This is a genomic window from Photobacterium jeanii (assembly GCF_001650345.1).
Lineage (GTDB): Bacteria > Pseudomonadota > Gammaproteobacteria > Enterobacterales > Vibrionaceae > Photobacterium > Photobacterium jeanii.
This window is the reverse complement of sequence record NZ_LVHF01000027.1, coordinates 1-17,613: the sequence shown is the minus strand read 5'-3', so window position 1 is coordinate 17,613 and position 17,613 is coordinate 1. Positions and strand designations below refer to the sequence as shown.

General features: G+C 45.2%; 19 protein-coding genes. 7 read left to right on the top strand and 12 right to left on the bottom strand.

Annotated features, from left to right (window positions below):
• Window positions 1-68 precede the first annotated feature (68 nt).
• From nqrM to bolA, 10 genes are all read right to left on the bottom strand, one after another.
• Window positions 69-290, bottom strand: coding sequence for a (Na+)-NQR maturation NqrM (gene nqrM, locus A3K86_RS12750; protein ID WP_068331517.1), 222 nt, complete (start codon window positions 288-290; stop codon window positions 69-71).
• 9 nt (window positions 291-299) lie between these two features.
• Complete coding sequence (locus A3K86_RS12745) at window positions 300-1,331, bottom strand: FAD:protein FMN transferase (RefSeq protein ID WP_068331515.1); 1,032 nt, start codon at window positions 1,329-1,331, stop codon at window positions 300-302.
• A gap of 191 nt (window positions 1,332-1,522) precedes the next feature.
• On the bottom strand, window positions 1,523-2,746 hold the full coding sequence (nqrF, locus tag A3K86_RS12740; RefSeq protein WP_068331514.1) for an NADH:ubiquinone reductase (Na(+)-transporting) subunit F: 1,224 nt from the start codon (window positions 2,744-2,746) through the stop codon (window positions 1,523-1,525).
• Window positions 2,747-2,769: 23 nt separating this feature from the next.
• Complete coding sequence (gene nqrE / locus A3K86_RS12735; protein WP_068331513.1) at window positions 2,770-3,366, bottom strand: NADH:ubiquinone reductase (Na(+)-transporting) subunit E; 597 nt, start codon at window positions 3,364-3,366, stop codon at window positions 2,770-2,772.
• 7 nt (window positions 3,367-3,373) lie between these two features.
• On the bottom strand, window positions 3,374-4,006 hold the full coding sequence (locus A3K86_RS12730; RefSeq protein ID WP_068331511.1) for an NADH:ubiquinone reductase (Na(+)-transporting) subunit D: 633 nt from the start codon (window positions 4,004-4,006) through the stop codon (window positions 3,374-3,376).
• Window positions 3,999-4,793 (bottom strand): Na(+)-translocating NADH-quinone reductase subunit C, encoded by a 795-nt coding sequence (locus A3K86_RS12725; protein ID WP_068331510.1) that lies wholly within the window; start codon window positions 4,791-4,793, stop codon window positions 3,999-4,001. The genes A3K86_RS12730 and A3K86_RS12725 overlap by 8 nt, the downstream gene beginning before the upstream one ends.
• Window positions 4,783-6,027, bottom strand: a complete 1,245-nt coding sequence (locus tag A3K86_RS12720; RefSeq protein WP_068331509.1) for an NADH:ubiquinone reductase (Na(+)-transporting) subunit B — start codon at window positions 6,025-6,027, stop codon at window positions 4,783-4,785. Before A3K86_RS12720 ends, A3K86_RS12725 begins: the two co-directional genes overlap by 11 nt.
• A 3-nt stretch (window positions 6,028-6,030) precedes the next feature.
• Entirely contained in the window at window positions 6,031-7,371 is a 1,341-nt protein-coding gene (locus A3K86_RS12715; protein WP_068331628.1) for a Na(+)-translocating NADH-quinone reductase subunit A, read from the bottom strand.
• 413 nt (window positions 7,372-7,784) lie between these two features.
• Window positions 7,785-8,894, bottom strand: coding sequence for a TRAP transporter substrate-binding protein (locus A3K86_RS12710; RefSeq protein ID WP_232321992.1), 1,110 nt, complete (start codon window positions 8,892-8,894; stop codon window positions 7,785-7,787).
• A gap of 270 nt (window positions 8,895-9,164) precedes the next feature.
• Complete coding sequence (bolA, locus tag A3K86_RS12705) at window positions 9,165-9,473, bottom strand: transcriptional regulator BolA (RefSeq protein WP_068331508.1); 309 nt, start codon at window positions 9,471-9,473, stop codon at window positions 9,165-9,167.
• Window positions 9,474-9,609: 136 nt separating this feature from the next.
• On the opposite strand from bolA, the gene A3K86_RS12700 reads away from it, so the two are divergent.
• The 6 genes from A3K86_RS12700 (at window position 9,610) to A3K86_RS12675 (ending at window position 15,315) form a co-directional block, all read left to right on the top strand.
• Window positions 9,610-10,734, top strand: a complete 1,125-nt coding sequence (locus A3K86_RS12700) for a methyltransferase (protein WP_068331507.1) — start codon at window positions 9,610-9,612, stop codon at window positions 10,732-10,734.
• 116 nt (window positions 10,735-10,850) lie between these two features.
• Window positions 10,851-11,420, top strand: a complete 570-nt coding sequence (locus tag A3K86_RS12695; RefSeq protein ID WP_068331506.1) for a YajG family lipoprotein — start codon at window positions 10,851-10,853, stop codon at window positions 11,418-11,420.
• Window positions 11,420-11,986: a peptidylprolyl isomerase gene (locus tag A3K86_RS12690; protein WP_068331505.1), complete on the top strand. Its 567-nt coding sequence runs from the start codon at window positions 11,420-11,422 to the stop codon at window positions 11,984-11,986. The genes A3K86_RS12695 and A3K86_RS12690 overlap by 1 nt, the downstream gene beginning before the upstream one ends.
• A 41-nt stretch (window positions 11,987-12,027) precedes the next feature.
• Window positions 12,028-12,399 (top strand): hypothetical protein, encoded by a 372-nt coding sequence (locus tag A3K86_RS12685; protein ID WP_068331504.1) that lies wholly within the window; start codon window positions 12,028-12,030, stop codon window positions 12,397-12,399.
• Window positions 12,400-12,802: 403 nt separating this feature from the next.
• Complete coding sequence (locus tag A3K86_RS12680) at window positions 12,803-14,191, top strand: AmpG family muropeptide MFS transporter (protein ID WP_232321991.1); 1,389 nt, start codon at window positions 12,803-12,805, stop codon at window positions 14,189-14,191.
• Between the two features lie 371 nt (window positions 14,192-14,562).
• Window positions 14,563-15,315 (top strand): outer membrane protein OmpK, encoded by a 753-nt coding sequence (locus A3K86_RS12675; protein ID WP_068331502.1) that lies wholly within the window; start codon window positions 14,563-14,565, stop codon window positions 15,313-15,315.
• Window positions 15,316-15,957: 642 nt separating this feature from the next.
• On the opposite strand, the gene A3K86_RS12670 is transcribed toward A3K86_RS12675, so the two are convergent.
• Both A3K86_RS12670 and A3K86_RS12665 read right to left on the bottom strand, forming a co-directional pair.
• Window positions 15,958-16,281 carry an AzlD domain-containing protein gene (locus A3K86_RS12670; protein WP_068331501.1) on the bottom strand — a complete coding sequence of 108 codons (324 nt, stop codon included), beginning with the start codon at window positions 16,279-16,281 and terminating at the stop codon, window positions 15,958-15,960.
• A 1-nt stretch (window position 16,282) separates the two neighbouring features.
• Window positions 16,283-17,008, bottom strand: coding sequence for an AzlC family ABC transporter permease (locus A3K86_RS12665; protein WP_068331500.1), 726 nt, complete (start codon window positions 17,006-17,008; stop codon window positions 16,283-16,285).
• 293 nt (window positions 17,009-17,301) lie between these two features.
• On the opposite strand from A3K86_RS12665, the gene A3K86_RS12660 reads away from it, so the two are divergent.
• The coding region (locus A3K86_RS12660) for a Rid family detoxifying hydrolase (protein WP_068331499.1) at window positions 17,302-17,613 on the top strand (312 nt) is incomplete at its 3' end.

The window sequence follows — 17,613 nt, the reverse complement described above, 5'->3', positions numbered from 1 at the left end:
TCGACAAACACAAAAAAGCCTGAGTTCAACTCAGGCTTTCGTCGTGATGGTAGAGACCAAACTCAAGATTAGATAATTTGGTTTTTCTTCCACTCTTCTTGGCGTGCGGCACGGGCTTCACGCTTTTTACGCGCATCACAAGGTTCAGGACAATCACATTCTTTAGCGATGCCGATCCCGTCTAAGCCACCGCAGCTACCACTTACCGTTTTACGTTGGAAAATGTAACCCACAGCCATTGCTGCAATCACCAGTAAAAACACCGCAAAGGTTGTTAAATATACCGCCATAACGATTCTCTATTTCTTGTTGAGGTACGCTTTAAACGCATCTGTCATGTATTCAGTAAAGCCTTGTTCGGTTTTCACCACTAACAAAACCGGTAAGTTTTCAGCTTTTGCTAATTCTATCGCTTTCTCTTCGCCCATAACAGAGAAGGCTGTTGCTAGCGCATCGGCTGTCATGCTCGATTCATGCAGTACCGTTACCGAAACAACATGGTTATCAATAGGTTTGCAGGTTTTCGGGTCAATAAGGTGAGAATAACGCACCCCATTTTCTTCAAAATAATTACGGTAATCGCCCGAAGTCGCTACAGCCATGTCGCCCGGCTCGATAATTTCTTGGATCGCTCGTGAGCCATCATCGGTTGGTTTCTCAACCGCAATACGCCACGGCACACCTTCAAGGTTATTACCTTTAAGACTTAGCTCACCACCGATTTCAACTAGGTAATCCGCAACATGTAACTCATCAAAGTAATCCGCCACCACGTCGACACCATAGCCTTTGGCAATCGAAGATAAATCAACGTATAGCTCAGGAATGTCTTTGGTTAAAGTGTTGCCTTTAACACTTAGGTGATGAATACCGACAATCTTCTTACGCTCAGCAATTTCAGCGGCGGTTGGAGTATGCTCAGGACGCGCTTCAGGGCCAAAGCTCCATAGGTTCACTACCGGGCCGACGGTTACATCCAATGCACCGTCAGTAAGGTTCGCCAAACGAATCGCTTCACGCACCACTTTTGCCGTTGCCGCAGAAACAGCGTATGGCGTATTGGCTTTATGCTGGTTAAATTGGCTCAATTCAGAGTTTTTACGGTACGTCGACATCTGGTCGTTAACCAGTTCTAGGCGACGATCGATCTCTGCCTGCATGCTGGCAGCATCTGGCAAACCGTCTTGCTTAATCAGTTTGATCGAATAGTAGGTGCCCATCGTTGAGCCACGAAGATGAATAAGCTCACGTTGGTCACCACCGCAACCTACCAAGGTCAAAGTTAGCGCTACTGCCACTACCGCAGTAATGCGCGTCCACAATTTCTTCATTTACAACTTACTCCAACAATGAAGTCATGATGCCAATACTGGTCATCATCAATAACAATCTGGATAAGTAACCGCTTTAAGTTCGTAATTTAAAACAACCACTTATCAAGATTGCAATCCACAGAGCCTAGGATGAAAAAAGGCTGACCCTTATAAAGGATCAGCCAATGTCATTGTGCTCGAAGGGCTAATTAGCCACCGAAGTCATCCAGTAGGATGTTTTCGTCTTCAACACCAAGATCTTTCAGCATGCCGATAACAGCTGCGTTCATCATCGGTGGACCACACATGTAGTATTCACAATCTTCTGGTGCTTCGTGATCTTTCAAGTAGTTCTCGTAAATCACGTTGTGGATGAAGCCTGTGTAACCATCCCAGTTATCTTCTGGTAGTGGATCAGACAGTGCAACATGCCATTCGAAGTTCTCGTTTTCTGCTGCTAGCGTATCGAAATCTTCAATGTAGAACATTTCACGCTTAGAACGCGCACCGTACCAGTAAGTCATCTTACGCTTAGATTTAAGACGTAGAAGCTGGTCAAAGATGTGAGAACGCATAGGTGCCATACCAGCACCACCACCGATAAATACCATTTCGTTATCAGTGTCTTTCGCGAAGAACTCACCGAATGGACCAGAAATAGTACAAGTATCGCCAGCTTTCAGAGACCAAATGTATGAAGACATCACACCTGGTGGTACATCTGGGTTGTTTGGCGGCGGCGTTGCGATACGCACGTTAAGCTTAATCAGGCCTTTCTCTTCTGGGTATGACGCCATAGAGTATGCACGGATTGAGTGCTCTTTAACGATTGACTCGTAACGGAACAGGTTGAACTTGTCCCAGTCACCACGGTATTCCTCAGGAATATCGAAGTCAGCGTATTTAATGTGATGCGGTTCAGCTTCAATCTGGATGTAACCACCAGCGCGGAAAGGAACTTCCTCACCTTCTGGGATTTGTAGCACAAGCTCTTTGATGAAGGTCGCTTCGTTGTCGTTAGAAAGAACAGTACATTCCCACTTCTTAACACCGAAGATTTCTTCTGGAAGCTCGATATCCATGTCAGATTTAACGTTAACCTGACAAGCTAGACGCTCACCTTCACGTGCTTCACCTTTTGTGATGTGATCAAGCTCAGTTGGTAGAATGTCACCACCACCTGATTTCACTTTCACGCGACACTGACCACAAGAGCCACCGCCACCACAAGCAGATGAAACGAAAATACCACTACCCGCTAGTGCGCCTAGTAGTTTGCCACCCGCAGCAATCTTGATTGCTTTTTCTGGGTCGCCATTTACTGAGATAGTAATGTCACCTGATGGTACTAGCTTAGATTTAGCAAATAGGATTACTAAAACTAGAGCCAGGATAATCAAGGTGAACATAACTACGCCAAGAATAATATCCATTGACTATTCCTTACTTATCCTGATTACAGCTGTACGCCAGAGAATGACATAAAGCCAAGTGCCATTAGGCCTACTGTGATGAAGGTAATACCTAGACCACGAAGACCTGGAGGTACGTCTGAATACTTCATCTTCTCACGGATACCCGCAAGAGCAACGATTGCCAGCATCCAACCAGTACCAGAGCCGAAACCGTAAACGACAGATTCAGCAAAGCTGTAATCACGCTGTACCATGAAAGATACGCCACCGAAGATCGCACAGTTAACTGTGATCAGTGGTAGGAAAATACCTAGTGCGTTGTACAGAGGTGGGAAGAAACGGTCTAACACCATCTCTAGGATCTGTACCAATGCCGCGATAACACCGATAAAGGTAATGAAGTTAAGGAAGCTTAAGTCCACACCTTCAACAAGGGCACCGTCTTTCAGTAGTAGGTTGTAAACTAGATTGTTCACTGGTACCGCAATCGTTAGTACAACGATTACCGCAACACCAAGACCGAAAGAAGTCTTAACTTTCTTAGATACCGCAAGGAATGTACACATACCTAAGAAGAACGAAAGTGCCATGTTCTCGATGAAGATCGAACGAACTAATAGGCTTAGATAATGTTCCATGTTCCCCTTACTCCTTCGCTTCTACTTGTTCTGGACGAACAATACGGATTGCCCAGATCATGAAACCAATCAGGAAGAAAGCTGATGGTGCTAGTAGCATCATGCCGTTTGGTTGGTACCAACCGCCGTCAGATACTAGAGGTAGAACCTCGATACCAAATAGCTTGCCTGAACCTAGTAGTTCACGGAAGAAGCCAACAGTGATCAGTACGAAACCGTAGCCAAGACCGTTACCAATACCGTCGATTAGTGATGGTAGTGGCTCAGATTTCATTGCGTATGCTTCCGCACGACCCATTACGATACAGTTAGTAATGATCAGGCCAACGAATACAGAAAGCTGCTTAGAAATATCGTAAACAAATGCTTTCAGTACCTGGTCAACCAGGATTACTAGTGATGCAATGATCGCCATCTGCGCGATGATACGTACACTGTTAGGGATGTGGTTACGAACTAGCGATACAAAGAAGTTAGAAAACGCTGTTACGAAAGTAACAGCTAGCGTCATTACGAACGCTGTTTCTAGTTTCGTTGTTACCGCAAGTGCAGAACAAACACCAAGGATCTGTAGCGCGATCGGGTTGTTATCGATGAACGGCGCAAACAGGATCTTTTTCATTTCTTTAGAATCAGCCATTGTTCAGGCCTCCCTCACGAACCTTAGCTAGGAAAGGACCGAAGCCATTATCGCCTAACCAGAAGTCGAAGGTGTGTTGTACACCGTTACCAGTTAGCGTCGCACCAGAAAGACCGTCAACACCGTGGATATCACCAGGAGTTGCACCGCCTTTAACTACGCGAATAGCAGGTTGGTTGTTGTCATCAAACAGTTTCTTACCTTCAAACTGTGCACGCCAGTTCGGGTTCTCGATTTCACCACCCAATCCAGGAGTTTCACCTTGTTGGTAGTAAGTGATACCAGAAACTGTGTTGCCGTCAGTTTCAACAGCTACAAACGCGTACATCATTGACCATAGACCGTTACCGTGTACCGGTAGGATCAATTTTTCAATGTTGTTGTTTGCGTCTTTAACTAGGTAAACAGTTGCAACGTTCGCACGACGGATGATCTTCGCGATATCTTGATCAGCTGATAGCTTCACAGATTGCGCAGGATCTTTAGCCGCAACACGTTGGTTGTACTGAGCCGCAGTTTGACCCGCTTCAGTTTGCTCAACGAACTCACCAGTCTTAAGGTCAACAAGCTTAGGCTCGATGAACTGACCGTAAGCTTCCTGAATGCTTGAAGCGCCTTCAAGTAGGCCAGCAACAGACAGGATGTTACGTTGCACGTCTTCTACTGCATTTTTTTGCTGTAGTGGACGAAGAGAAACCGCCGCAGTTGATACCACGATAGAGCACACTAAGCTCAGCGCGATAACAACAATCAGCGTCTTTTTAATGCTATCGTTATTACTTGACATGGCGAGCTAGTCTCCGTTTGATGTTGCCTTGAACAACTAGGTTGTCAAATAGAGGAGCGAATAGGTTCGCGAATAGGATCGCCAGCATCATACCTTCTGGGTACGCTGGGTTAACCACACGAATCATCACAGCCATCGCACCGATTAGTGCGCCGTACCACCACTTACCTTTGTTGGTAAATGCAGCTGATACTGGGTCAGTCGCCATGAACATCATACCGAATGCAAAACCACCTAGAACTAGGTGCCAGTGCCAAGGCATGCTGAACATTGCGTTAGTGTCAGAACCGATGATGTTGAATAGCGTTGCTGTCGCGATCATACCAATCATAGTACCCGCGATGATGCGCCATGAAGCGATGCCCATGAATACGATCATTGCGCCACCAAGAATGATAGCTAGCGTAGAAACTTCACCGATTGAACCTGGGATACGACCGATAAACGCGTCCATCCAAGTGATCGCTTCACCTGTAACTGTGTTAAGTACAGAAGCTTGACCACCGTTCGCCCATTGGCTTAGTGCAGTTGCGCCAGAGAAACCGTCAGCCGCAGTCCATACTAGATCACCAGAGATCTGAGCTGGGTATGCGAAGAACAGGAAGGCACGACCTGCAAGCGCAGGGTTAAGGAAGTTACGACCAGTACCACCGAAGATTTCTTTAGCAACAACAACACCGAAGGTAATACCTAGTGCAGCTTGCCAAAGTGGTAGCGTAGCAGGAACGATAAGTGCGAACAGGATAGAAGTTACGAAGAAACCTTCGTTTACTTCGTGCTTACGCACCATACAGAAAAGTACTTCCCAGAAACCACCTACAGCAAATACCACTGCGTAGATAGGTAGGAAGTAAGTCGCACCCAGTAGCATTTTGCTACCCCAGCCAGCATCAGCTGCTAGCGTGCCGCCTAACATTTGCGTTAGCCAGTAGTGCCAATCACCTGCGATGATTCCAGCTAGTTGCTCACCCACGTACATGTGGTTAAGTGCTGTAATTGCTTGGTGACCTGTGTTGTACATACCCCAGAACATAGCTGGGAATACCGCGAACCATACCATGATCATGATACGTTTCAGGTCGATACTATCACGGACATGTGAACCAGTACGTGTCACTTGACCCGGTGTGTACATAAGAGTTGCGAATGCTTCGTAAAGCGCAAACCACTTCTCATGCTTACCACCTGGTTCAAAGTGGTGTTCAATGTCTTCTAGGAAATTCTTGAGACCCATGAATTACCCTTCCTTCTCAATCTTGTCCAAGCACTCACGTAGTAGAGGACCAAACTCATACTTACCTGGGCATACGTACGTACAAAGTGCTAGATCTTCTTCATCAAGCTCAAGTGCACCTAGTAGGGTTGCGCTATCAGTGTCACCAGCACATAGATCACGAAGAAGCAATGTTGGCTCGATATCCAAAGGCATTACTTTCTCGTAGTTACCGATTGGCACCATTGAACGCTCACTACCATTAGTCGTGGTTGTCATGTTGAACAACTGACCAGGGAAGAACTGGCTCAAGAAAGCACGTGTAACAGAGAATTTGTTTTTACCTGGTGCGATCCAGCCCATGAATTCTTTTTCATAGCCTTCACGAAGTGCCGTTACTTGAAGGTGGTAACGACCTAGGTAAGCATGTGGACCCGCAGCTTTTGTTGCACTCAGAACAGAGCCTGAAAGAACACGGATTTGACCAGGCATTAGCTCTGAGTCAGTTAGCTGCTCGATAGAAGCACCGATTTGAGTACGCACTAAACGAGGGTTGTTAACAACTGGACCAGCTAGTGATACTACGCGATCTGTGTATAGCTCACCGGTTAGGAAAAGCTTACCGAACGCAATCACGTCTTGGTAGTTGATGTGCCACGCGATGTTATTAGCATCTGCACCAAAAAGTTTGTGGATGTGAGTACCCACAAGACCAGCAGGGTGCGGGCCGTTGAATACATGTTCTTCAACGTTCGCTTCAGTACTACGAGGTAGACTTGCACCAGCTTTACATACCATTACTTTGTCGCCAGTTAGACGAGAAAGCAGCGTTAGACCAGCAACAAAAGCTTCGCTTTGTTCGTTGATCACTAGCTCTGGGTTTGCAGCAAGCGGGTTAGTATCCATAGCTGTAACAAAGATAGCCTTTGTTTCAGCATCGATAGCAGGAACCTTACTGAATGGACGGGTACGAAGTGCTGTCCACATACCAGATTCAACAAGCTGCTCTACGATAGCTGAGCGCTCAAGAGAGGCTAGCTGATCAGCAGTGTAGCTGTTAAATGTGATTTGCTCTTCGCCTTCTACATCGATTACTACCGATTGCAGAACACGTTTAGCACCACGGTTGATTTCAATTACCTTACCAGCGGCTGGAGCAGTGAATTTAACGCCTGGGTTCTTTTTGTCTTCAAAAAGTACCTGACCTTTCTTCACTACGTCCCCTACGCGAGTATGCATTGTAGGACGCATACCAACATATTCTTCGCCAAGCAAGGCAACACGTGAGATGGCATTGCCATCATTGATTGCCTGGGTAGGAGTCCCTGAAATTGGGATATCCAGACCCTTTTTTATTGTAATCATACGCACTTGCACTACATTAACGGGAAAAAAAAATTTTCGATTGCGCAATTAAGACACGACTTTCCATCGTCCGAGGCCGATTTAATCCAACATCGACACCGCAACATCCTATTAACTAGCTCGTCACATATTTCTATGACACGCTTTTTTCAAGCCCGCGATTCTATCATTAATCGAACGGTTTTTACTATGTTAATCCGAACTAATCGGGGCGAAAATCGGCAATGAATGAGAAGGCAATGGTAGCAGTAGTGAATAAATTTGAACTCACCCACAAATCACACCAATAATGCTTTTAAACATCTCATTCTCACTTTGACTCAAAAAAACACATAGCGAAAACAACAAGTCAACACTTGCAACAACTCTTCATCAAGTGATTTTATGCTCACTGTTACCAAACGTTCAGGATGTTAATCAATATTAACATCGGCATTGTCGGTCACTCGCCCATACTCGCGAACAGAGCTTAAAAATCGCTGATATGAGTCGTTGATCTTAGCAACGCTCGGGTATTGTTTACTCAACTCAGTCATCACTTGCGTATTCATCAAACGCAAATGTGCTAAAACAGGCTTTGGAAAGGCTTTGAGAATAACGCCATGCTCATGTTGCAAGACGTTGAGGGCATTGACGTTCCTTACCGTGTACTCATCCAACATATTCTGATTCGCTGCGCGAGCTGCGATAGTCACAATGGCTTTAAGATCATCAGGTAAAGAAGCAAACGCCTCTTTATTGATCAAAAACTCCATGTTGGTACCCGGTTCATGCCAAGCAGGGTAGTAATAATATTTGGCGGCGTTGTGAAGACCAAACGCTAAGTCATTATAAGGTCCCACCCATTCGGTTGCATCAATAGCGCCCGTTTCTAATGCAGTAAAAAGCTCACCGCCTGGCAAGCTAACAGGGATCCCCCCAGCCCGCTTTAGAACTTCAGCACCATAACCAGGTAAACGCATTTTTAACCCTTTGAGATCACTCACTTGGTTAATCTGAGTGTTAAACCAACCACCCATCTGCGCCCCTGTGTTGCCTCCCGCCATTGGGATTACGCCATAAGGCTCATACAGCTCTTGCCATAATTCGAGCCCACCTCCAAAGTGTAGCCAAGCATTCATCTCTTGCGCAGTCATGCCAAAAGGAATCGAAGCAAAAAATGGTGCCGCAGGAATTTTGTCTTGCCAATAATAAGCCGCAGAGTGCCCCATTTGCACCGTGCCCTTAGACACTGCATTGAAAACATCAAAGCTTGGCACAAGCTCACCAGCACCATAAACGGTAATCACCATCCGCCCTGCACTCAAGCGTTGTACTTGCTCGGCAAAATAGTCAGACGCATAGCCTAATCCAGGAAAGCCTTTTGGCCATGACGTTACTAACTTCCATTCCACATGGGCTTTTTGCTCTTTCACGGCCGATGAATCTTGTTCTTCGCAAGCAACTAACCCCGCCAGCGCCACAACCGCTGCGATCATTACCACAATTTTTCTCATCACCGTTGCTACTAACGACTCTCTCATTGCCACATCCTTGTTACCCACGGTGACCAGCCCACATCCAGTATAGTCAGCCCCTTGTTATAGGAAGCAAAATAATACGAGATATGTTGTACAAATACTGTTCATTGCTTCAAAGATCCTCTTGCAATTTATTGCCAATTCTCACGACCTATCACAAATACAAGATCAACTTAAAATCAGCGCTTTATCCGCAAACGCAGCACTTACAACAACGCCCTTATTAGCAACCACTAATAAGGGCGTTGTTTATCGTCTTCGTTTACCGCGTGGTTATTTACCACCACCTCGGCATGACGGTGAAGCTGGTGCACCATCAAACAGGTTTTGCCACTCACTTTCAGTGTAGGTGTGCATTGCCAAAGCGTGGATCTGAGTGGCGAGCTCATCAGCCAACACGGTATTCACTGCGCGGTGACGTGCTAACAAACGTTGCCCTTCAAATGCAGCGCTCACAATCACCACTTTAAAATGACTTTCAGAGCCTGCAGGCACATTGTGCATGTAGCTTTCGTTAAGCACTTCTAAGTGAAGCGGCGCAAACGCCTGTTCCAATTTATCTTGAATATGAGCTTGGAGCATGAAAAGTACCTATTGCGATAAAACGCCTTGCAAAAATCGCCGCAAAGGCTGTCTGAGTAAACAAACTATGTGACGCGTCCCGAAGGTTTTGCGACAATAGTAGTAATTTTGTAAACATACCTGAAAGTTATCCGTAATGAAACCAGCGCTAACTCTGCATGATCGCACCTTACAACTTGCTCGATTTCCTTTACGAAAGAACGAGACCCTGCAAGCATGGGATGCCGCAGATGAGTACCTGATCAACCATACCCATGAGATGGCACTCGACCCACAACGACCAATTCTGATCTTCAACGACAGCTTTGGCGCTCTTAGCTGTTGGTTTGCCGATAAAGCGCCAGTCACCAATGTGAGTGACTCTTTTGTTGCTCAACAAGGCTGCCTACAAAACCTTGCGGATAATCAACTGCCAAGCATCGATATGCGTAGTGCGCTTGACGATTTGCCAGCCAATCCCCAACTTGTGCTGCTCAAAATTCCGAAGAACTACCGCCTACTGAGCTGGCAGCTGCAACAGCTTTGTCACCTTGTGCCTGAAGACTGCATCATTATTGGCGCAGCCAAAGTGAAGGAAATCCACACTTCAACGCTCAAGCTGTGCGAAAAATACCTCGGGGAAACCAAAACCTCACTGGCAGTGAAAAAGGCCCGCTTGGTGTTCATCAAACCCAATAAAGCCCTGGCGCAACCTATGCCGCAACCCGTGCAGTGGGATGTACCTGAACACGGTTTTACCATCACCAACCATGCCAATGTTTTCTCAGGTGAAAGCCTTGATATCGGTGGTCGCTTCTTGCTGGATCATATTCCACAAGACCCAAGCCTAAAGCACATCATTGATTTGGGATGTGGCAACGGGGTGATCAGTTTGAAGGCAGCGCAGCTCAACCCGCAAGCCAAAGTTACCAGTGTCGATGAAAGCCACATGGCAGCGGCATCTTGTCGCGCAAATGCTGAATTAAATTTAGACACGCCAGAACAGATTCACGCCATCGTCAACAACTGCTTAGATAATATGGAAGCTGACTCAGCAGATTTGGTGTTGTGCAACCCTCCGTTCCATCAGCAAAATACCATCACAGATCATATTGCGTGGCAAATGTTCTGTGATGCAAAGCATGTTCTTCGCCCTAACGGACAGTTAATCGTAATTGGAAATCGTCAGTTAGGATACGATGACAAAATGAAACGCTTATTTGGCAACGTGACCAAAATTGCCCAAAACAATAAATTTATTATTTATCGTTCTAGCAAATAAAAAAACCAGTACTGAATCTGATGGTCAGCTTCAGTATCATATGTCGTTCGATTTTGCCTGTTCCACACAACCTAGATCACTAGGCAGGCACAGTTACTTCAGCTAAGGATAAGAAAATGAAGAAGTTTTTATTAGCAGCCTCGGTTCTAGCTCTGTCTGCTTGTTCTGCACCACAAGCGCCGCAATTGACGTTGGCACCAACACCAGTGATTGCGACGCAAGCTAGTGTTAACGGCACTCACGTTAACCTAACAAGCCAAGATCTTCGTCCTGCGCAATTTATCGCGGTTGTTGATACTGGTCGTCAAAATGTTGAACCGATCCACGCTTCTCAAAACTTACGTGTCACTCTGGAAGACGCACTAGCACGCCAACTAACAGCACAAGGCTACAAACTGGATAAAAATAGTAAAGGTACGCTTCGTCTCGATATTCTAGAAGCAATGGTTAACGTTAAACACAGCGTGATGAGCCATGAGCTAAGCAGCAAACTTCAGCTTCAACTCGTGGTTGATACTCCGAAAGGTAAATTTGTGAAACGTTACGCTGGCAAGTCAGATAAAAGCGGTGCAATGAGTGCATCGACCGAAGATATGGAACTAGCGCTAAACAACCTGATGACAGCAGTGCTAAACGACATTTATGCTGATGCTGAACTAAATAACTACATGCAGGAGAACCTATAATGCGCAAAACGCTAACTGCGCTTACGCTGGTTGCTTCTTCACTGCTATCCGCCTCTGTGTGGGCAGCAACACAAGTGGAAGTGTCTACCAACCTAGGTGATTTCACCATTCAATTAGATGAAGAAAAAGCGCCTATCAGCAGCAAAAACTTCTTACGTTATGTAGAAGACGGTAGCTATGAAGGCACCATTTTCCATCGCGTGATCCCTGGGTTTATGGCTCAAGGTGGCGGCTTTGATGAAGATCTAAACCGTCGTCCAACTTACGACCCAATCAAGAACGAAGGCACCAATGGTCTGAAAAATGATCGCGCAACCATTGCGATGGCGCGCACGCAAGATCCTAATTCAGCGACTCGCCAGTTCTACATCAACTACCAAAATAACAGCTTCTTGAACGCTAACGGTACTCAACCTGGCTATGCTGTTTTTGGTAAAGTTGTGAAGGGCTTCGCAGTAATCGAAAAAATGGCGGCGATCCCGACTACAACTATCCGCTCAATGGGTATGAAAGATGTCCCGCAGCAACCTATAGTTATTAAGACAATTAAAACTATTAATAACTAAGTGACGATCACCAGAGTGTGATCCGACACTCTGGTGATTTTATGCTGACTCTAATTTCTAATAACAGCCTTTCCCCGCAGGCCATTACGCAAACCGTACACGCCCATGTTGAAGAGTTTGCCCCTATCCTCGCGCTGGCAACCCTCAATACACTTCACGGTGAAACGTGTTTTTCCTCTCTTGAAAAAACCTGTACCGAACACCTCCATGAATGGTGGGGACTTGCGATTCCTGCGGATCAACCCGACAACCAATACGAAGCCACCTATTGGTACTTATTACACCTACTTGAAGCCATCGAAGAACATCAATTGCTTGGCAATATGTTTGTTCAACACAAGGTGACTTTGTGCGCTAACTTCTTACTGGGAATTGGTCCGGCTCCGGACAATGTCCAAGGCACTCGCCCTTAACTTGCCCATTCGCTGTAGCCCATTCGCTGTAATAGCAACGCAGACACAACTTTGAATGAACATAGTTAGCTTTTTACATCGAGTAAAAAGCTAACAAAACAGGTATTTAATAGTGTTTACACCATTAAGAGTGAGCAACAAATACACCTTTATGTTTATTTCAGGTAAAAATCGCACCTCATCCTTGCTTTCTATCACTAATCTACTTACAACAACTAAATACCGTTTGATCTCAACTCCCATTAGGGTCACCAACTACAACTTACAGAAAAAGAAAGTGTCAGTGTAATTGCCCCTAGTACAACTCATCGCTGATGATTTAGGCTGTAAATAAGCGAGGCTTGGCACGGCTGGGGATGTTGTAACACTCACACTTTTCTTTGAGGAACACATGGAGCAATCATTGAAGGATTCTGACAATCAAGACACAGCCAAACTTGGCTGGCGTGTTTACCTAGAGCGTAAAGTGCTCATCATGCTTGCATTGGGTTTCTCTTCTGGGCTACCTATCCTATTGGTTTTCGGCACCCTGTCTTTTTGGCTTCGTGAAGCCGAAGTGAGTCGAACCGATATTGGCTTTTTTAGCTGGGTGGCACTGGCCTACGGCTTCAAATGGATATGGTCACCTTTGATTGACCGCTTTCCAATCCCTGTGTTTTCATCCTTACTTGGTCGTCGCCGTGGATGGATGGTGTTCTCGCAGCTATTAATTATCGCCTCATTGTGCGGTATGGCGCTTAGTAACCCGCAAGCCGATCTATTCCAGCTTGCGATTTTTGCCGTCATAGTGGCTTTTGCTTCTGCCTCACAAGATATCGTTATCGATGCGTATAGGATTGAACTTGCCTCTGAACGCCTGCAAGCGGCTTTAGCAGCGGCATATATGACAGGTTATCGACTTGCAATGATCATGGCGGGTGCGGGTGCACTAGCCTTTGCCGCATTGTTTGGCTCAGACGAAGCCTACGATGTGGTGGGCTGGAAAATGGCCTACTTCATCATGGCTGGCTTTATGCTGGTGGGCTTAATCACCGCCCTATGCATCAAAGAGCCAAATATTGACTCTAGCGCGATTGATAATACCGAGCGTGACCTTCGCCATGATCTGATCAATAAAGGGACTCACCCTCTACTTGCTCGCACTGTCGCTTGGTTCTACACCGCTGCCGTCATGCCGTTCAAAGACTTCTTTAATCGTTATGGTCGCCATGCGCTATTAATCTTGGTGTTGATTGGCTGTTACCGTATTTCCGATGTCGTCATGGGAGTAATGGCGAACGCCTTCTATGTCGATATGGGCTTCACCAAAACGCAAGTGGCATCAGTATCTAAAGTTTATGGGGTGATCATGACCCTAGCTGGCGCAGGTTTAGGTGGAATCATGGTGAGCAAATTCGGCACCATGCGTATCTTGGCCTTGGGCGCGATCTTATCAGCTTGTACTAACTTACTGTTTGTTGCTTTTACATACATGGGCAACAGCTTGCCAATGCTAACTACGGTGATCTCATTAGATAACTTGAGTGCAGGTATTGCGACGGCAGCCTTCATTACTTATATGTCGAGTTTAACCAATGTGGCCTTCTCAGCGACTCAGTATGCCCTGTTTAGCTCTATCATGCTGTTATTCCCTAAGTTCATAGCTGGTTTCTCAGGGGTATACGTCGATCACTTTGGCTATAACACCTTTTTCTTCACAACGGCGATGATAGGTTTACCTGTGCTGTTGCTTATTCATTTAGTGCATAAACAGCAACCACAGAAAGAACCTCAGGCAAGCGAGCCTAGTTAGTTTGACAGCATACCAGTATTAGCAATAATTCCCTCCTATCGAACGGCATCAACAAAGGTCTAAATTTGTTGATGTCGAACAATATTGACAATCTGCCATACACTTCCAGGCATTTCTGTGGTTATTTTTACCGCAAAAAATCACGCGACTTCATACTTATCCTAAAAAGTTCAATTTATTTCATGACCCAAATCACAAAAAAAAGCAAAATGTAACCGATTACATTAGATCAAGATCACATTCAGCAAAGGATTGCGCAAACGTTACATTCACAACAGTGACATAAACCCATAGAATGCTCGCCATCAATCAGGCAAATGCAAAAAAAAAGCCTGTATACACTGACGACATAATCAACGAGAGTTTGAACCATGCGTAAATCACTAGTGGCACTAACTGCACTTGCTGCTGCTGCAGCACTTCCTGCACAAGCTGAATATCACTACGGCTTTGCTAACGTTTACGGCGACTACCTAAACTGGGAACAAGGCGCTGAGAAAGTAGAACGCCCTGCACACTACACTGTTGGTGCTGAAGGTGGTGCTGGTTTTGACTGGGGTGAAATCTACGGTTTCTACGAGTACGAAAAGCTAAACATGGCTTCTACTGACCGTAGCCAAGCTGCTAAGTTCTCTGTTCACTACAAAGTAGTTGGTGACTTCACAGCTTACGCGCAAGTTTACAACATCATCGATAACAAATTCAGCAGCGAACAAAACCGTGTTATCGGTTTAGGTTACACTGGTCTAACTGGCGACAACTACTGGTTCAAACCTTTTGCTGGTATCCACGATGTATCTGCGGCTGACTTTAAAGATTCAAGCGGTAAAGTTATCGATGCTAACGGCTTCAACGGCTACATGGTTGGTTGGAACGCTGGTTACAAATTCGACGTTGCTGGTCTACCTCTAATGGTAACTAACTGGCACGAAACTGAGCTAGCACGTAACGATGGTTACGCTGGTGCACAACACGGTGAAACTGGTCACAACGGTGCTGTAGGTCTTTGGGTTGATATCACTGAGCGTTTCTACACTGGTGTTCAATACCGTTACTTCTACAACAAACTAGGTTACAAAGGCTACGGTGACGCTATGATCTGGCGTATCGGTATGCACCTGTAATTTTAGTTACAAGTTGCAAAAAAAGGCGCTTCGAGCGCCTTTTTTATTGCATGTATATCAAGCATTTGAATGCCTAACAGATACAACTCGCACTCTTACTTCTCTATTTGCCACACTGTTATCCACCCTGCTATCGACTGCATCGACGCTCTCTCTTATCACTCCGACAGCTCTTCGAATCAATTGCCCTCTTTATTATTCAACCCTCATCTGCTCCATTGCCCCTCTCATTTATCATCTTGTTTTACCTCAAGGATCTATCAAAGCATTTACTTACCGCTAACCCACTACTGATGTGGTACTAATTAGCCTCTAATCCTTGTGAAGCAAGAACTAACTACGTCCATGACTTTGCGGAGTCTTATCACTATTCACTTTCATCTGTACCACGCTCCACTTTATCTATCATGACAAACACAGCTTTAACTTGAGAGAGAGGCTCACGTCAGGCAACTCATTTGAAGTGATTAAATATGAGATAACAGTAGGAAGAATTTGTGGTCGCTGGGCGTACAAGCCTAACAACAAAAAAAGCGCAGCTGTTAGGCTGCGCTTTGATGAAACTCAATGGGGGAATGAGATAACAATATGTAGGAAAAAGTCAGTCAACAAAAGCAGGCGATTCCTTCCGCCAAAAATCAACTAGCCAAGGATAGTTTGGAAAAACAATAGTGATGCCATACCACTCAGTACCACCCACACTAAATCAAAACGTAGGCTCACAATGGTACAAACAATCGCAGCAAGGACACGTGGATTTTCTAGGCTGAAAACCATGTTCGGACCAGCACCTAAGATCTCTACAGCAATAATTGCAGGTAGTACTGTTACTGGTACAAAGCGTAAAGTGCGTTTCATGCGCTCAGACATTTCAAACGAACCCGCCATACCAATCACAGAGAAACGAATTGCGAAAGTCACAGCAGCCATACCTAAAGTGAAAATCAAGAAAGTAGTCATGTCCATCTTATGCGCCCTCTGCTTCTGTCGCTTGTTGTTGAGCTAGTTGCTCTTTTTCTGTTGCACGGTCCATTTGGTAACCTGCAAGTACACCGATTGCTGCAGCAATAACTAAACCAAGTGAATGTGGTAAACCAGATAGTAAGATACCTGAAATCGTTGCAACCACTGCCGCCACAATACATTCACGGCTTTTCACTTGTGGAATAACAATCGCGATAAAGGCAGCGATCATCGCAAACTCTAAACCGTAGTTAGCAATATCAGGGAAAGAAGTACCCACTAGTGCACCTAGCATGTTCGCTAGTACCCAGTTACCCCAGAAACCAAACATGGCTGCAAGGTAGAACCAATGACGACCTTCTTTTTCTTTGCGCACTTCGGTAATGGTTGATGCGTACACTTCATCAGTCAGACCGTAAGACATCAGCATACGAATATGTAGGGGATATTCCTTGGTATGCTCAGACATGGATGCGCTGTATAGCACATGGCGAAGGTTAATAATAAAAGTAGTTAGCATGATCACTGCCATGCTTGCGCCTGATTGGAACAGACCTAACGCCACCATTTGTGCAGAACCTGCAAATACAGTGAACGCCCATAGCGTACTTTGCACTATGTCCATTCCCGCCTGAATACTTACTGCACCCACAATAAACGAGAAAGGAAATGCGCCAATACACAAAGGTGCTATGGCTTTCAAACCAGCATTAATTAATTGTTTTTTCATTTTTACGACTCTCACATCGAGCTATCAAAATTATTTGCAGGCGCAAATATATTTGAGACCAAAAAATTGAACAAGCAAAATTTCATGCATAACATAAAAGTGTTAACTAGATCATAAAAACACAGGACACAGCCTATAAAGCGCCACTTTACGTAACAAAAAGAGCAAAGACATTAAGAAAATTTCGAATTTATTATTGCTAAGTGCAATTTTTTTTGTATTATATTTGCAAATTCAGTTGCAGTAACACTCAAATTAAATTGCAACTGTGAGCAATTTATAAGGTATAAAAAATGAAAACTGTCGTAACTTCAGACAACGCACCAGCAGCTATCGGTCCCTACTCTCACGGTACGGCTTACAACAACCTTATCTTCACTTCTGGCCAGCTTCCTGTTGATGCTGCAACCAGCAAAGTGGTTGACGGTGGGATCAGCGCACAGTCTGAACAATCACTGAAAAACCTAGTAAGCGTTGTTGAAGCAGGTGGTGGCGATGTTGATACCATCCTAAAAACGACTTGTTACCTTGCAAATATCGAAGACTTTGCGGCGTTTAACGAAGTGTACAAAACAGTTTTCAATACTGACTGCCCAGCACGTAGC